The following is a 16,540-nucleotide window of genomic DNA, read 5'->3' as shown; positions in this document are numbered from 1 at the left end:
GAAATGCGCGCGGATGTGCTGATTGTCGGAGCCGGAATGGTCGGCAGTGCCCTGGCGCTGGCGTTGCAGGGCAGCGGGCTGGAAGTGCTGCTGCTCGACGGCAGCCCGTTGAGCGTCAAACCCTTCAATGGCGACGCGCCGTTCGAGCCACGGGTGAGCGCACTGTCGGCGGCCAGCCAGCGAATCCTCGATCGCCTCGGCGTGTGGGACGGCATCGTCAACCGACGCAGCAGCCCTTACACCGACATGCACGTCTGGGACGGCAGCGGTACCGGCCAGATCCACTTCTCGGCCAGCAGCGTGCACGCCGAGGTGCTCGGCCACATTGTCGAAAACCGCGTGGTCCAGGATGCCTTGCTCGACCGTCTGCACGATTGCGATATGGGCCTGCTGGCCAACGCGCGACTGGAGCAGATGCGCCGTTCCGGTGACGACTGGCTGCTGACCCTGGCCGACGGCCGCACCTTGCGCGCGCCGCTGGTGATCGCGGCGGACGGCGCCAATTCTGCGGTGCGCCGTCTGACTGGCGTTGCCACTCGCGAGTGGGATTACCTGCATCACGCCATCGTCACCAGCGTGCGCAGCAGCAAGCCGCACCGCATGACCGCCTGGCAGCGTTTCACCGATCACGGGCCGCTGGCGTTTTTGCCGCTGGAGCGTGATGGCCAGCAGGACTGGTGCTCGATCGTCTGGTCGACCACGCCAAGCGAAGCCGAACGGCTGATGGCGCTGGATGAAGCGGACTTCTGCCGTGAACTCGAACGCGCTTTCGAAGGTTGCCTCGGCGACGTCATCAGCGCCGACCCGCGCCTGTGCGTGCCGCTGCGTCAACGTCACGCCAAACGCTACGTGGCCGAAGGCCTGGCACTGATCGGCGATGCCGCGCACACCATTCACCCGTTGGCGGGGCAGGGCGTGAATCTCGGCTTCCTCGATGCCGCCGTGCTGGCCGAAGTGTTGTTGCAGGCCAACGAACGCGGCGAACGCCTGGCGGACGTGAAAGTCCTGAGCCGCTACGAACGCCGGCGCATGCCGCACAATCTGGCGCTGATGGCCGCGATGGAAGGCTTCGAGCGGTTGTTCCAGGCCGATCCGTTGCCGCTGCGCTGGTTGCGTAATACCGGGCTGAAAATCGTCGAGCAGATGCCCGAGGCAAAGGCGTTGTTCGTGCGCGAAGCATTGGGTCTGACCGGGGGACTTTCCCGTCCTGGCTAAACCATAATTCTCTGTTGAGACTGAAGGCCCCTTCGCGGGCAAGCCCGCTCCCACAGTGGACAGTGTGAAATTCCAATTTGAGTACACCCTGGAACCCTGTGGGAGCGGGCTTGCCCGCAAAGGCGCCAGTTCATTCGCCAAAAGTTTCGGGCTGTGCAACATCTGGTAACTCCTTGGGAAAGTGTTCGATTGAGCTCGTAAATGTGAGTCCTTATCATTTGGGCCACTTTTCCCGACCGAGAGACCGCTCCCATGTTGGCATCCAAGCGTGTTCTGACCGCACTGGCCCTGACCCTGATCGGCAGCACTGCCGCCCAGGCCGCCGACGAGGTGGTGGTCTACTCCTCGCGTATCGATGAGCTGATCAAGCCGGTGTTCGATGCCTACACCGCCAAGACCGGGGTGAAGATCAAGTTCATCACCGACAAGGAAGCGCCGCTGATGCAGCGGATCAAGGCCGAGGGCGAGAACGCCACCGCCGACCTGCTGCTGACCGTCGATGCCGGCAACCTCTGGCAGGCCGAGCAGATGGGCATTCTTCAGCCGTTCACCTCGAAAACCATCGACGCCAGCATTCCCCTGCAATATCGCTCGTCCAGCCACGCCTGGACCGGCCTGAGCCTGCGTGCGCGAACCATCGCCTATTCCACCGCACGGGTGAAACCGGGCGAGCTGACCACCTACGAAGCATTGGCCGACAAGAACTGGGAAGGCCGCCTGTGCCTGCGCACGGCGAAGAAGGTCTACAACCAGTCGCTGACCGCCACCATGATCGAAGTCCACGGCGCCGAGAAGACCGAGAAGATCCTCAAGGGCTGGGTCAACAACCTGTCCACCGACGTGTTCTCCGACGACGTCGCGGTGCTGGAAGCGATCAACGCCGGCCAGTGCGACGTCGGCATCGTCAACACCTACTACTACGGCCGCCTGCACAAGCAGAAGCCGGAGCTGCCGGTAAAACTGTTCTGGCCGAACCAGGCGGATCGTGGCGTGCACGTCAACCTGTCGGGCATCGGCCTGACCAAACATGCACCGCATCCGGAAGCCGCCAAGGCACTGGTAGAGTGGATGACCACGCCTGAAGCGCAGAAGATCTTTGCCGACGTGAACCAGGAGTTCCCGGCGAATCCGGCGGTGAAACCTTCGGAAGAAGTGGCGGCGTGGGGGCAGTTCGTGGCTGATACGCTGCCAGTTGAGGTGGCGGGCAAGCGACAGGCTGAAGCGATCCGGATGATGGATCGGGCGGGTTGGAACTGAGTATGTTGCCGGCTGCGGTGTTCGCTTGAGATCGCTGCCCTCACCCCAGCCCTCTCCCGGAGGGAGAGGGAGCCGATCTCCATAGTTTTTAAAACTGGAGTTCAACTCGATATTGCAAGTCGCCGAATGATGTCCAGGCAACACGGTCAGTCCCCTCTCCCTCCGGGAGAGGGCTAGGGTGAGGGCAGCAATCCCCACTTGAAACACTCAGCTCAACAACACCACAAAATCCCTCAGAGACCCAAAAGTGGCCCACCCCGCCCAACGCCGCTGGTACCCCATCGTCTTCGCCATCGCCGCGTTGGTGCTGCTCCCCCTCAGCGTGCTCCTGCTCTCATGGCAAACCATCGATCACCAGATCTGGTCGCACCTCTGGGAAACCCAGATGCCACGCCTGCTGGGCAACACCCTGACACTGGTCTTCGGCGTAGGCATCGGCGTAACCCTGCTGGGCGTAAGCCTCGCCTGGCTCACCAGCCTCTGCGAATTCCCCGGGCGACGCTGGCTCGACTGGGCGCTGATGCTGCCGTTCGCAATCCCGGCCTACGTGCTGGCGTTCGTCTTCGTCGGCCTGCTGGACTTCGCAGGCCCCGTGCAAACCCTGCTGCGCGAATGGTTCGGCACCGGCCTGCGCCTGCCGCGAGTGCGCTCCACCGGCGGGGTGATTCTGGTGCTGGTGCTGGTGTTTTATCCCTACGTCTACCTGCTGGCGCGCACCGCGTTCCTGGCGCAGGGCAAGGGATTGATGGAAGCCGCGCGAGTACTCGGCCAGTCACCCTGGCAGGCATTCTGGCGCGTGGCATTGCCGATGGCTCGGCCGGCCATCGGTGCCGGCGTGGCGCTGGCACTGATGGAAACCCTGGCGGATTTCGGCGCGGTGTCGGTGTTCAACTTCGACACCTTCACCACCGCGATCTACAAGACCTGGTATGGCTTCTTCAGCCTGCCCAGCGCCGCGCAACTCGCCAGCCTGTTGCTGCTGGTGGTGATGCTGGTGCTGTACGGCGAACGTCGCGCGCGCGGTGCCAATCGGGCAAGTAATGAACGGCCACGGGTCAAGGCGCTCTACCACCTGCGTGGGCCCAAGGCCTGGGCGGCGACCGGCTGGTGCGGTCTGGTGTTTGCCTGCGCGTTTGTCATTCCGGTGCTGCAACTGGTGGTGTGGTTCTGGCAGCGCGGGCGATTCGATCTGGATGAGCGCTACGCGGGATTGATTCTGCACACCTTGTATCTGGGCGGCATGGCGGCGTTGATCACGGTCAGCGTGGCGATGTTGCTGGCGTTCGCCCGGCGCCTGGCGCCCACCCGGACGATCAATTCCGCCGTCGGTCTGGCCAATCTCGGTTATGCCTTGCCGGGCTCGGTGCTGGCGGTGTCGATCATGCTCGCGTTCAGTTATCTGGACCGGGAGCTGGTGATTCCGCTGTCCGGCTGGCTCGGCGGTGCGGGCAAGCCGCTGTTGCTGGGCAGTCTGGCGGCGTTGCTGTTGGCGTATCTGGTGCGGTTCGTGGCGGTGGCCTATGGGCCGCTGGAAAGCAGTCTGACGCGTATACGGCCATCTTTGCCTGAAGCGGCACGTAGCCTGGGCGTCAGCGGGCCGCGACTGTTTTTCAAAGTGTATCTGCCGTTGTTGCTGCCCGGCACGCTCAGCGCCGCGTTGCTGGTGTTCGTCGATGTGCTCAAGGAAATGCCCGCGACCCTGCTGATGCGCCCGTTTGGCTGGGACACGCTGGCGGTGCGGATCTTCGAAATGACCAGCGAAGGTGAATGGGCGAGGGCGTCGTTGCCGGCGCTGACCCTGGTGCTGGTCGGCTTGTTGCCGGTCATCGGACTTATTCGCCGTTCGGCGCATCGAAACACTTAGTCGTCAGTCCTGAATCATGCGGCTACAATGCGCGGCATTCGGTGCGGTCCGTCTGACAGACCCTGTCGCTAAAATCGGCTGAAAGCCCTTTTTTACAGGGCTTTCCGATCCGTGCAGCAGCGCTCCGCACCTTCGCCACGCCCGGAAGGAGAAACCCATGGGACAGCGTACGCCTCTGTATGACCTGCATCTCGCCCTCGGCGCGAAGATGGTCGATTTTGGCGGTTGGGACATGCCCCTGCATTACGGCTCACAGGTCGAGGAACACCATCAGGTGCGCCGCGATTGCGGGGTGTTCGATGTTTCCCACATGACCGTGATCGATGTCACCGGCCCCCAGGCCAAGGCCTGGCTCCAGCATTTGCTGGCCAATGACGTCGAACGCCTGCACAGCCCCGGCCGTGCGTTGTACAGCACCATGCTCAACGAGCGCGGCGGCATCGTCGACGACATGATCGTCTACCGCCTCGAGGACGGTTATCGTCTGGTGGTCAACGCTTCCACCCGCGATCAGGATCTGGCCTGGATGCAGGCACAGCTGGGCAGTTTCGATGTGCAAATGCACGAACGCTCCGAGCTGGCGATGCTCGCCATTCAAGGCCCCCATGCCCGGCACAGGATTGCCGAGCTGGTGACCCAGTCCCGCGCCAACCTGATCCAGATGCTCAAGCCTTTCGAGGGCTACGTCGACGGCGACTGGTTCATTGCGCGCACCGGCTACACCGGTGAGGACGGTCTGGAAATCGCCCTGCCGGCCGATCAGGCTCCCGGATTTTTCAACGATCTGGTGGGCGCAGGTATTTCCCCCATCGGCCTTGGTGCCCGCGACACGTTGCGGGTCGAAGCCGGCATGAACCTTTACGGTCAGGACATCCACCAAGACGTTTCGCCACTGGCCTCGAACATGGCCTGGAGTATCGCCTGGGAACCGGCCACGCGCCGGTTCATCGGTCGCGACGCGCTGGAAGCGGAAAAAACCGCCGGCGTGCAGCACAAACTGGTCGGTCTGGTGCTTGAGGAACGCGGGGTTTTGCGGGCCCATCAGGTGGTTCGTATCGCTGATGTTGGCGAAGGGGAGATCACCAGTGGTAGTTTCTCTCCTACGCTTAGCAAGTCGATTGCCCTGGCGCGTGTACCGATGGCGACTGCCGACCGCGCCGAAGTGGAAATCCGTGGCAAGTGGTATCCGGTACGAGTGGTCAAACCGACCTTTGTCCGTCACGGCAAAACCTTGATCTAAACCTTTTCCGGCGGGCACGACCGCTGACAATTTCTTGAGGACACCGAGCATGAGCAACATCCCAGCTGAACTGCGTTTTGCCGAAAGTCATGAATGGGCGCGTCTGGAAGCCGACGGCACCGTCACCGTGGGCATCAGCGATCACGCCCAGGAAGCGTTGGGTGATGTGGTGTTTGTCGAGCTGGCAGAAGTGGGCAAGGTGTTCGCCGCCGGTGATGCTGCCGGTGTCGTCGAGTCGGTGAAGGCTGCTTCCGACATCTATTCCCCGGTCGGTGGCGAAGTGATTGCCGTCAACGAAGACCTGGCCAACGCGCCGGAAGAGCTGAACAACGATCCGTACGCCGCGTGGATCTTCAAGCTCAAGCCAAGCGACAAGGCCGAGCTGGACAAGCTGCTCGACGCTGCCGGCTACAAGGCTGCCATCGGCGAATAAGCTGCAGGCGAGACCCCAAAGCCCCGACCCGTCGGGGCTTTTTTCTGCCCGGGACTTTTGCCGTCGGGGTGGCTGCTATGCTGGTTTGACCGTGTTGCATTGACGCCGAGCCGCCAGCCAAGAGAGAGCCCGTCATGTCCCAGTTGCCATCCTTGAGCCAGTTACGCGATCCCCATGCCTTTCTGCGCCGCCACCTCGGCCCCGATGCCGCCGAGCAACAGGCGATGCTCGACAGCCTCGGCCTCGGCAGCCGGGTCGAACTGATCGAACAGACCGTGCCGCCGGGCATTCGCCTCAACCGCGAGCTGGACCTGCCGCCGGCGCTGGACGAACAGGCGGCGTTGGCAAAGCTGCGCGGTTATGCCGAGCAGAACCAGGTCTGGACCAGCCTGATCGGCATGGGCTACCACGGCACCCTGACCCCGACCGTCATCCTGCGCAACGTGCTGGAAAATCCCGGCTGGTACACCGCCTACACGCCTTATCAACCGGAAATCGCCCAGGGCCGGCTCGAAGCGTTGCTCAACTTTCAGCAACTGACCATCGACCTCACCGGCCTTGAACTGGCCAATGCTTCGCTGCTCGATGAAGCCACCGCTGCGGCGGAAGCCATGGCCCTGGCCAAGCGCGTGGCGAAGTCGAAAAGCAATCTGTTCTTCGTCGACGAAAACTGTCATCCCCAGACCATTTCCGTGGTGCAGACCCGCGCCGAAGGCTTCGGCTTCGAGCTGATCGTCGACGCTGTGGATAACTTGAAGCAGCACCAGGTGTTCGGCGCACTGCTGCAATACCCCGACACCCACGGCGAAGTCCGCGACCTGCGTCCACTGATCGATCACCTGCACGCGCAGCAGGCGCTGGCCTGCGTGGCGGCCGATCTGCTCAGTCTGTTGCTGCTGACCCCGCCGGGCGAACTGGGTGCCGACGTGGTGTTCGGTTCATCCCAGCGCTTCGGTGTGCCGATGGGTTACGGCGGCCCGCACGCGGCGTTTTTCGCCAGTCGCGAGGAATACAAACGGGCGATTCCCGGCCGGATCATCGGTGTGTCGAAAGATGCCCGTGGCAACGTCGCGCTGCGTATGGCCCTGCAAACCCGCGAACAGCACATTCGCCGGGAGAAGGCCAATTCGAACATCTGCACCGCCCAGGTGCTGCTGGCCAACATCGCCAGTTTCTATGCGGTCTATCACGGCCCGGAAGGTCTGAAACGAATCGCCCAGCGTGTGCACCGGCTGACCTGCATTCTCGCCGCCGGGCTCGAACGCCATGGCATAAAACGGCTGAACGAACACTTCTTCGACACCCTCACGCTGGACGTGGGCGGCGCGCAAACCGCGATCATCGAAAGCGCCCAGGCCGCGCAGATCAACCTGCGAATTCTCGGTCGTGGCCAACTGGGTCTGAGCCTCGACGAGGCCTGTGATGAAAGCACCGTGGCCAGACTGTTCGATGTGCTGCTGGGCGCCGATCACGGTTTGAGCGTCGATGATTTGGACGCCGAAACGCTGACCTCCGGCATTCCCGACACGCTGCAACGCAGCACGCCTTACCTGCGTCACCCGGTGTTCAACGCCCACCACAGCGAAACCGAGATGTTGCGCTACCTCAAGCAGTTGGAGAACAAGGATCTGGCGCTCAACCAGTCGATGATCCCGCTGGGCTCCTGCACCATGAAACTCAACGCCACCAGCGAGATGATCCCGATCACCTGGCCGCAATTCGCGAATCTGCACCCGTTCGTGCCCCGGGAGCAGGCGGTCGGTTACACTCTGATGATCGAGGAGCTTGAGCGCTGGCTGTGCGCGATCACCGGGTTCGATGCGATCTGCATGCAACCCAACTCCGGCGCCCAGGGCGAGTACGCCGGGTTGCTGGCAATCCGCAAATATCACGAGAGCCGCCAGCAGGGCGGACGGGATATCTGCCTGATTCCTTCTTCGGCCCACGGCACCAACCCGGCCTCGGCGCAGATGGCCGGGATGCGCGTGGTGATTGTCGAGTGTGACGACGCCGGCAACGTCGATCTGGAGGACTTGAAAGCCAAGGCGTCCGAGGCCGGGGACAAGCTGTCGTGCCTGATGGCGACCTACCCGTCGACTCATGGCGTGTACGAGGAAGGCATCAGCGAAATCTGCGAAGTTATCCACAAGCACGGCGGCCAGGTGTACATGGACGGCGCCAACCTCAACGCTCAGGTCGGGCTGGCGCGGCCGGCGGACATCGGCGCCGACGTGTCACACATGAACCTGCACAAGACGTTCTGCATTCCCCACGGCGGAGGCGGGCCGGGCATGGGGCCGATTGGCGTGCGTGCGCATCTGGCGCCGTTCGTTGCCAACCATCCGGTGATTCCGATCGACGGGCCGCAACCGCAGAACGGAGCGGTCAGCGCCGCACCGTGGGGCAGCGCGAGCATTCTGCCGATCAGCTGGATGTACATCGCGATGATGGGGCCGCAACTGGCGGATGCCAGTGAGGTGGCGATCCTCGCGGCGAATTACCTGGCGCAGCATCTGTCCGGTGCTTTCCCCGTTCTGTACAGCGGTCGCAACGAGCGGGTCGCCCACGAATGCATTCTGGATCTGCGCCCGCTGAAAGCGCAGACCGGCATCAGCGAAGAAGACGTCGCCAAGCGCCTGATGGATTACGGCTTCCACGCGCCGACCATGTCGTTCCCGGTGCCGGGCACCTTGATGGTCGAGCCGACCGAGAGCGAGTCCAAGGCCGAACTGGATCGGTTCATCGGCGCGATGCTGAGCATCCGCGCAGAAATCACCGAGGTGCAGAACGGCAACTGGCCGGCCGAGGACAACCCGCTCAAACGGGCGCCGCATACCCTGGCCGATATCACCGGCGTGTGGGAGCGGCCGTACAGCATCGAGCAGGGCATCACGCCGGATGTGCACACGAAGGCGCACAAATATTGGCCGGCGGTGAACCGGGTCGATAACGTCTACGGTGACCGCAACCTGTTCTGCGCCTGCGTGCCGGTGGACGATTACCGCTGAACCGCGGGCAAAAAAATGCCGCTCGTGTGAGCGGCATTTTTGTCTGTCCGGAAGGTTATTCCGACGCCACGGCGTTCTTCGCCAGGATCGCGTTCGCCAGTTCCATGTCCGTTGCCTGCAGGCCAGGGTTGTCGGCGCGGACTTTCTGCATCGCGGCTTCCAGGTACGGGCCACGGATGCCGCCGTCGCTGGCGACGAAGCTGCCGGCGTCGTCCTGGGCGGCAACGATCAGTTTGTGATCCTTGAAGGTCAGGTAGGTCGAGCCGGTGGTGGCACCGGACGAAATGACGTTACGCCAAAAGCTGTCGGCCATTGCCGAACCGACGGGCAGAGACAGCAGGGCAAGGGTGGCGACAGCAAGTTTGAGACGCATGTTGGGTGACTCCACTGGTGTTGAATAACCGGTTGGATCGCCGTTTCCCCGATCCGGTTCCGTGAGCGGCTATTTCTGCTCGCTCTGTGGCGTCACCCGCAGCACTTCCTCAAGGGTTGTCAGCCCCGCAGCAACTTTCTGCGCGCCGGACAATCGCAGGCTGCGCATGCCTTCCTTGAATGCCTGACGACGGATCGCGGTGAGATCGGTGTCGGGGCTGATCAAGGCCTTGAGGCTGTCGCTCAGTTGCATGATTTCGTAGACCCCGGCGCGGCCGTGATAACCGGTGTCGCGGCACTCCAGGCAACCGATGGCCCGTTGCGCATTGCCCGGCAGCGGCGCCTGCCACGGTCGGGTCAGGGTTTGCCAGTCTTCTTCATCAAGTGTCAGCGGCGCCTTGCAGTGCGGGCACAGTGTTCGCACCAGTCGTTGCGCCATCACACCGAGCACGGTGGCCTTTATCAGGTAATGCGGCACGCCGAGTTCCAGCAGACGGCTGATGGCGCTCGGCGCATCGTTGGTGTGCAGGGTCGAGAGCACCAGGTGCCCGGTCAGCGCGGCCTGAATCGCCATTTCTGCGGTTTCCAGGTCGCGGATCTCGCCGATCATGATGATGTCCGGGTCTTGTCGCATCAGCGCTCGCACGCCGGCGGCGAACGTCAGGTCGATGTTGTGCTGGACCTGCATCTGGTTGAAGGCCGGCTCGACCATCTCGATCGGGTCTTCGATGGTGCAGAGGTTGACCTCGGGCGTCGCCAGCTTTTTCAGCGTGGTGTACAGCGTGGTGGTCTTGCCGGAACCGGTCGGCCCGGTGACCAGGATGATGCCGTTGGGCTGGCGGGTCATGTCCTGCCAGCGCCGCAGGTCGTCGGCGGAAAAACCCAACTGATCGAAATCCTTGAGCAGCACCTCCGGGTCGAAGATCCGCATCACCATTTTTTCGCCGAACGCAGTGGGCAGCGTCGACAGGCGCAACTCAACCTCTCCGCCGTCCGGGGTCTTGGTCTTGACCCGGCCGTCCTGGGGTTTGCGCTTCTCGGCGACGTTCATCCGGCCAAGGCTTTTCAGGCGACTGACAATGGCCATCGTCACCTGCGGCGGAAATTGATAGACGTTGTGCAGCACGCCGTCGATGCGAAAACGCACCGTGCCTTGCTCGCGCCGGGGTTCGATGTGGATATCGCTGGCCCGCTGCTGGAAGGCGTACTGGAACAGCCAGTCGACGATGTTGACGATGTGCGCGTCGTTGGCGTCCGGCTCCTGATCGCTGGCGCCGAGGTTGAGCAGTTGTTCGAAGTTGCCGAGGTTGCCGCTTTGCGCATCGGCATTGCTGGCGCCGCTGACCGATTTGGCGAGACGAAAGAATTCGACGCTGAAACGCTGAATGTCCGACGGGTTGGCCACCACCCGTTTGATCGGCAGTTTCAGGACGTGAGTCAGATCCGCCTCCCAGCCGCTGACATAGGGCTGGGCGCTGGCCACGGTCACCGCGTCTCGGTCGACCGATACCGCGAGGATCTTGTGGCGCTGGGCGAAGGCATAGGACATCAGCGGCGTGACGGCGGCGACGTTGATCTTCAGCGGATCGATCCGCAGGTACGGCTGGCCGGCCTGCTGCGCTAGCCAGAGGGTCAGGCTTTCCAGGTCGAGGTGTTTGCCCGGACGGCTGAGATCGTCCAGTTGCTGGCTGGCGATGAATTCCAGCGGATGCTTCTGGCCATGGGCGGCATGCCGACGCCGGGCATTCAGCGCCTGCTCGGCCGAGTCCTGGCAGATGAACCCCTGGGCGACCAGTTCACGCAGTACCTCATTGAGATCCAGCCAGCGGTCCTGAGTGGCGAGTTGAACGGACATGCGGGCTCCTTTTGAACGACAGTGCGCAAAGGATAGTCGTGGCCCCGCCGACCGTTGGGCCACTACCCGACGAAGACGTTTCGGTTCTTGTCAGCCGGCCGCCTGCGTCGGCGCATCCCACGCCTCGTCGGGGTTCTGCAGGTTCACCGAGCAGACGCTGATCAGGTTACGAAGTTTTTCCGCGATCACTTGGGCGCGGTGCCAGCTCAGGCGGCTCATGACGATGTCGATCGACAGCAGATCGTCCAGCCGCTGGACATTCACCTGTTCCGGGGTGAGGCACTGCAAGGCGAACAGGCTCAGCACCCGCACCAGCAAATCCGGCTCGGCCTCGGCCAGGATCTGGTACTGCGCAAGGCAATGGGCGTTGCTGGCGTTCCACACATCGGCACGGGGCGCAGGGGTGTTGACGGCTTCGAGGTGTGGCATGGCAGGTCTCCGGAATCAGTGGAGGAATTTTTACATCCGATGCCGGGCATTTCTTGTCTAAGATGAGCTCATCAGGCGGTTGATTGGGTGAATCAATTCGCTATTGGCTTCCTTTGAGGATTATTTATGCACAGCGAGCTGGACAGCTACGACCGGCGCATTCTCGCCCTGCTGCAAGAGGACGCTTCCTTGTCCAGCGCACAGATCGCCGAACAGGTTGGCCTGTCGCAGTCGCCGTGCTGGCGGCGGATTCAGCGGATGAAGGAGGAGGGGATCATTCGTGGCCAGGTGACTTTGCTCGATCGCAAGAAGATCGGCCTGAACACGCAGATCTTCGCCGAGATCAAACTCAACGCACACGGTCGTTCGAACTTCACTGAGTTCACCGAGGCGATTCGCGGTTTTCCCGAAGTGCTGGAGTGTTACGTGCTGATGGGGGCGGTGGATTTTCTGTTGCGGATTGTCGCGGCGGACATCGAGGCGTATGAGCGGTTCTTCTTCGAGAAGCTGTCGCTGGTGCCGGGGATTCAGGAAGTGAACTCGATTGTGGCGCTGTCGGAGATCAAGTCGACGACGAGCCTGCCGGTACTGCGCTGATTTGATGATCGTTCCCACGCTCCGCGGGGAATGCAGCCCGGGACGCTCCGCGTCCCAAAGCGGACGCAGAGCGTCCATTGAGGCATTCCCACGCAGACGGTTCGACGTGGGAACGATCACAGTCTGCTGGCGATGGCGGTGTTACATGCGCAGCAGCATTTTCCAGGCGCGATTCTGGTACACCGCAATCGCCTGATGCTTGCGCGCATCGAGCAATTCGTCGGTGATGGTCGGCTCGTTGGCCAGTTGCGCCAGTTTGTTCAGCTCGCCGTACAGGCGATCCATTTCCGGGATTTCCAGCACGTTGCGCGCGTGGTGCAGCCAGACCTGGATGCGTTCGATGCGTGGCAGTTGCTCGGCCAGATCTTCCGGCTGCTGCTGATAGCGCTGCAGTTGCAGCGAAGTGGCTTCTTCGCCCAGCAGGCGCGGCAGCCAGCTTTGCAACTGCGCGGCACCCTGGCGATTGCCACGGGTGTTGCGGTCAGCCGTCCAGGTGCGCGCCAGCAACCAGCGCGAAGCGTTCAGCGAGAACAGGCCCCAGCGCGGATCTTCCAGTTCTTCGAGGAACTGCTCCGGCGCGGCTTTGCGCACGTCTTCGTCTTCGATGCCAACCTGCACCAGCGGACGCCAGTCTTCCAGCAGGGCATCCAGCGCCACGCGCAAGTCGTGGGTCGACGGACGCGGGGCGGCCTGGCCGAGGCTGCTCAGCAGGGCGCGCATTTCCGCGAGGTTCTCGACCCAGTCCTGCAGCAGGCGCCAGTGGCCGTTGAAACGATACTGTTCGGCCAGACGCTGGCTGCTGCCGAGCAAGTGCCAGGCCAGGGCGGCGAAGGCGTCGTCCAGCGGGGTTTCGGCGGTAATGGCCGGCGCCGGCAGGCTCAGCGAGTAGCTGTTGGCGTCGTACAGGCGATAGCCGCGCTCGGCCTTGCTGATGTCGCACGGCATCAGGGCCAGGGTTTCGGCCAGCTCGGCAGCCAGTTCCAGCAGCGCGGCAGGCTCGCCTTCGCGCAGTTCCAGTTCCAGCTCGCAGATTTCTTCTTTCTGCTTGCCGACCACCACGTGGCCCAGGTCCAGCGCGGCTTCGATGACCACTTTGGTCTTGCCACGGCCCCAGGCGATTTCGGCGCGCTCGCGGACGAAATCGGTGGTGAAGATCGGCTTCAGGGTTTTCTTGTCCAGCTCAGCGAGGGACTCGGGCCAGCATTCGCCGTCGAGTTTCTTCACGTCGAGCTTGGCTTTGGGCAGGTTCCAGTCGTACTCGTTACGCTCGGACAGACCGGCAACGCTCTGGCCACGGGTCTTGAGGGTCTGAATCACTTCTTCGCCGTCCTTGCGCAGGCGCAGGGCAACCTTGGCCCGGGCCAGCTCACGCTCGGGCGTGTCGAAGTACTGATTCATCAACTCACGGCGTTCCCAGCCACTTTTGTTGCGTTTTTTCAGGAGAGGGTGCTCGCGCAGGGCGGCGAGGGTTTCGCGGCTGACGCGGAGTTTGATTTCGGTTTCTTTCTGCATGGCCGGAAAATCCAGGATCGGGAGCGCAGCCGGGGGAATGTGTGGCTGCCAAGGCCGTGCAGTGTACAGGACTGAACCTTCCTACGCTTTGCGGCGGTTTATTCTCGGCGCCGGATGGTTCTATGATGAACCTCAATCCGGGAGTTGGAGTCAGCGATGCCTTTGCCGTCCATGCAAGACCAGTTCGCTGCACTGATCGCCGCGCCGTCGGTCAGTTGCACTCAGCCGCGGCTCGATCAGTCCAACCGGGCGGTGATCGATCTGCTCGCGGGCTGGCTCGGCGACCTCGGCTTCAGTTGCGACATCCAGCAGGTCAGCCCCGGCAAATTCAACCTGCTCGCCAGTTTTGGCAGCGGCGCCGGCGGGCTGGTGCTGGCAGGGCACAGCGACACGGTGCCGTACGACGATGCGCTGTGGAAAACCGATCCGCTGAAACTCACCGAAATCGACGGCCGCTGGGTCGGTCTCGGCAGTTGCGACATGAAAGGCTTTTTCGCCCTGATCATCGAAGCCGTGCAGCCGCTGCTCGACCAACCGTTCAAGCAACCGCTGCTGATCCTCGCCACCTGCGATGAAGAAAGCTCGATGTCCGGTGCCCGGGCGCTGGCCGAAGCGGGGCGACCGCTGGGCCGGGCGGCGGTGATCGGTGAGCCGACCGGGCTCAAGCCGATCCGCATGCACAAAGGCATCATGATGGAACGCATCGATATCCTCGGGCAGAGCGGCCATTCGTCGGATCCGCGCCTGGGACACAGCGCCCTCGAAGCGATGCACGATGCCATCGGCGAACTGCGCGGCTTGCGCCTGTTGTGGCAGCGTGAATTCAACAACCCGCAGTTCAGCGTGCCGCAGCCGACCATGAACTTCGGCTGCATCCACGGTGGCGACAACCCCAACCGCATCTGCGGTCAGTGTTCGCTGGAGTTCGACCTGCGGCCGTTGCCGGGAATGGACCCCAAGCTCTTGCGCAGCGAGATTCTGCGCAGGCTCAACCCGGTCGCCGAACGCCATCAGGTGAAGATCGATTATGCGCCGCTGTTTCCCGAAGTGCCGCCGTTCGAGCAGGCCGAGGACGCCGAGCTGGTGCGAATTGCCGAAAAACTCACCGGCCACACGGCCGAAGCGGTAGCGTTCGGCACCGAAGCGCCTTATCTTCAGCGCCTTGGCTGCGAAACCATCGTGCTCGGCCCCGGCGACATCGCCTGTGCGCACCAGCCGGACGAGTACCTCGAAATGTCACGTTTGCAGCCTACCGTGCATCTATTGCGGCAGTTGATCGAACATTACTGTCTCAAAGCTGTATAAATTGCCCAAACACCCACCCGTATTCATGAGGAGAGCGCGCGTGTCGCCAAGCCTGTTCCGACGATAACCATCAGCCCGCTGTGCGTTTTCCGTTTCGTCCCTTTTCCGGCTGCTATTTATTACAGGCCCAGGTTCATGCCCGAATACGTCAATTGGCTTCGCCACGCGTCTCCCTATATCAATGCTCACCGCGATTGCACCTTCGTCGTCATGCTTCCGGGCGACGGCGTGGAGCATCCGAATTTCGGCAACATCGTCCATGACATCGTGCTGCTGCACAGCCTCGGCGTGCGGCTGGTACTGGTTCATGGTTCCCGTCCGCAGATCGAAACCCGCCTCGCCGCCCGCGGCCTGACTCCGCATTACCACCACGGAATGCGCATCACCGATGCCGCGACGCTGGAGTGCGTGATCGACGCGGTCGGCCAACTGCGCATCGCTATCGAAGCGCGGCTGTCGATGGACATGGCCTCCTCGCCGATGCAGGGCTCGCGTCTGCGGGTGGCCAGCGGCAACCTTGTGACGGCGCGGCCGATCGGCGTGCTGGAAGGCGTCGACTACCACCACACCGGCGAAGTGCGCCGGGTCGACCGCAAAGGCATCAACCGCCTGCTCGACGAGCGCTCCATCGTGCTGCTGTCGCCGCTGGGTTATTCGCCGACCGGTGAGATCTTCAACCTGGCCTGCGAAGACGTCGCCACCCGCGCCGCCATCGATCTGGGCGCAGACAAGCTGCTGCTGTTCGGTGCCGACCTCGGTCTGATCGACGAAAACGGCAAACTGGTGCGCGAGCTGCGCCCGCAACAGGTGCCGGCGCATTTGCAGCGTCTGGGCAGCAATTATCAGGCGGAACTGCTGGATGCCGCCGCCGAAGCCTGCCGTGGCGGCGTGGCGCGCAGCCACATCGTCAGTTATGCCGAGGACGGCGCGCTGCTGACCGAACTGTTCACCCGTGACGGTGGCGGTACGCTGGTGGCCCAAGAGCAATTCGAACTGGTGCGCGAGGCGGCGATTGAAGACGTCGGTGGCTTGCTGGACCTGATCAGCCCGCTGGAAGAGCAGGGGATTCTGGTGCGCCGTTCCCGCGAAGTGCTGGAACGTGAAATCGAGCAGTTCAGCGTGGTCGAGCGTGAAGGGATGATCATCGCCTGTGCGGCGCTGTATCAGATTGCCGATTCGGATGCCGGCGAGCTGGCGTGCCTGGCGGTGAACCCCGAGTATCGCCATGGCGGTCGCGGCGACGAATTGCTCGAGCGCATCGAGACCCGTGCCCGGGCGCAGGGCCTGAAGACCCTGTTCGTCCTTACCACCCGTACCGCCCACTGGTTCCGTGAGCGCGGTTTCGAGCCGAGCAGCGTCGAGCGCCTGCCGGCGGCGCGGGCTTCTCTCTATAACTATCAGCGCAATTCGAAGATCTTCGAAAAGTCTCTGTGATGTAACGCCCTCATCGCGA

The 16,540-nt window shown here is 62.9% G+C and carries 12 protein-coding genes and 1 pseudogene; 9 read left to right on the top strand and 4 right to left on the bottom strand.

Going from position 1 to position 16,540, the window contains the following annotated elements; all coding sequences use genetic code 11:
* The first annotated feature begins 3 nt into the window (after positions 1 to 3).
* The 6 genes and pseudogenes from LOY31_RS27915 to gcvP all read left to right on the top strand — a co-directional run bounded on the left by LOY31_RS27915 (position 4) and on the right by gcvP (position 9,017).
* Positions 4 to 1,222, top strand: a pseudogene (locus LOY31_RS27915) (2-octaprenyl-3-methyl-6-methoxy-1,4-benzoquinol hydroxylase).
* Between the two features lie 245 nt (positions 1,223 to 1,467).
* Positions 1,468 to 2,472 carry an extracellular solute-binding protein gene (locus LOY31_RS27910; protein ID WP_221534524.1) on the top strand — a complete coding sequence of 335 codons (1,005 nt, stop codon included), beginning with the start codon at positions 1,468 to 1,470 and terminating at the stop codon, positions 2,470 to 2,472.
* 247 nt (positions 2,473 to 2,719) lie between these two features.
* Positions 2,720 to 4,336: an iron ABC transporter permease gene (locus LOY31_RS27905; RefSeq protein WP_221534525.1), complete on the top strand. Its 1,617-nt coding sequence runs from the start codon at positions 2,720 to 2,722 to the stop codon at positions 4,334 to 4,336.
* Positions 4,337 to 4,493: 157 nt separating this feature from the next.
* A complete protein-coding gene (gcvT, locus tag LOY31_RS27900; protein WP_221534526.1) occupies positions 4,494 to 5,576 on the top strand; it encodes a glycine cleavage system aminomethyltransferase GcvT in 1,083 nt (360 codons plus the stop codon).
* A 49-nt stretch (positions 5,577 to 5,625) separates the two neighbouring features.
* Positions 5,626 to 6,009, top strand: coding sequence for a glycine cleavage system protein GcvH (gene gcvH, locus LOY31_RS27895; protein WP_085746742.1), 384 nt, complete (start codon positions 5,626 to 5,628; stop codon positions 6,007 to 6,009).
* A 134-nt stretch (positions 6,010 to 6,143) separates the two neighbouring features.
* Positions 6,144 to 9,017, top strand: a complete 2,874-nt coding sequence (gene gcvP / locus LOY31_RS27890) for an aminomethyl-transferring glycine dehydrogenase (RefSeq protein ID WP_221534527.1) — start codon at positions 6,144 to 6,146, stop codon at positions 9,015 to 9,017.
* 55 nt (positions 9,018 to 9,072) lie between these two features.
* Here the strand turns inward: gcvP and LOY31_RS27885 are convergent, their stop codons facing one another.
* The 3 genes from LOY31_RS27885 to LOY31_RS27875 form a co-directional block, all read right to left on the bottom strand.
* Positions 9,073 to 9,390: a DUF2388 domain-containing protein gene (locus LOY31_RS27885; protein ID WP_007951791.1), complete on the bottom strand. Its 318-nt coding sequence runs from the start codon at positions 9,388 to 9,390 to the stop codon at positions 9,073 to 9,075.
* Positions 9,391 to 9,459: 69 nt separating this feature from the next.
* Positions 9,460 to 11,244 (bottom strand): GspE/PulE family protein, encoded by a 1,785-nt coding sequence (locus LOY31_RS27880; protein ID WP_221534528.1) that lies wholly within the window; start codon positions 11,242 to 11,244, stop codon positions 9,460 to 9,462.
* Between the two features lie 90 nt (positions 11,245 to 11,334).
* Positions 11,335 to 11,673, bottom strand: a complete 339-nt coding sequence (locus tag LOY31_RS27875; RefSeq protein ID WP_258712574.1) for a hypothetical protein — start codon at positions 11,671 to 11,673, stop codon at positions 11,335 to 11,337.
* Between the two features lie 126 nt (positions 11,674 to 11,799).
* Here LOY31_RS27875 and LOY31_RS27870 point away from each other — a divergent pair, with 126 nt between their 5' ends.
* Positions 11,800 to 12,270: an Lrp/AsnC family transcriptional regulator gene (locus LOY31_RS27870; RefSeq protein ID WP_007951785.1), complete on the top strand. Its 471-nt coding sequence runs from the start codon at positions 11,800 to 11,802 to the stop codon at positions 12,268 to 12,270.
* 141 nt (positions 12,271 to 12,411) lie between these two features.
* Here LOY31_RS27870 and LOY31_RS27865 read toward each other — a convergent pair whose 3' ends face one another.
* On the bottom strand, positions 12,412 to 13,782 hold the full coding sequence (locus LOY31_RS27865) for an inorganic triphosphatase (RefSeq protein WP_258712573.1): 1,371 nt from the start codon (positions 13,780 to 13,782) through the stop codon (positions 12,412 to 12,414).
* 156 nt (positions 13,783 to 13,938) lie between these two features.
* Between LOY31_RS27865 and argE the strand changes: the two genes are divergently transcribed.
* Together argE and argA are read left to right on the top strand one after the other, a co-directional pair.
* Positions 13,939 to 15,087, top strand: a complete 1,149-nt coding sequence (gene argE / locus LOY31_RS27860) for an acetylornithine deacetylase (RefSeq protein ID WP_258712572.1) — start codon at positions 13,939 to 13,941, stop codon at positions 15,085 to 15,087.
* 135 nt (positions 15,088 to 15,222) lie between these two features.
* Positions 15,223 to 16,521 carry an amino-acid N-acetyltransferase gene (gene argA / locus LOY31_RS27855; protein WP_007951778.1) on the top strand — a complete coding sequence of 433 codons (1,299 nt, stop codon included), beginning with the start codon at positions 15,223 to 15,225 and terminating at the stop codon, positions 16,519 to 16,521.
* Positions 16,522 to 16,540 lie beyond the last annotated feature (19 nt).

This window comes from Pseudomonas sp. B21-021 (assembly GCF_024749205.1).
Classification (GTDB): Bacteria; Pseudomonadota; Gammaproteobacteria; order Pseudomonadales; family Pseudomonadaceae; genus Aquipseudomonas; species Aquipseudomonas paraglycinae.
This window is presented reverse-complemented; position numbering and strand designations above follow the sequence as displayed.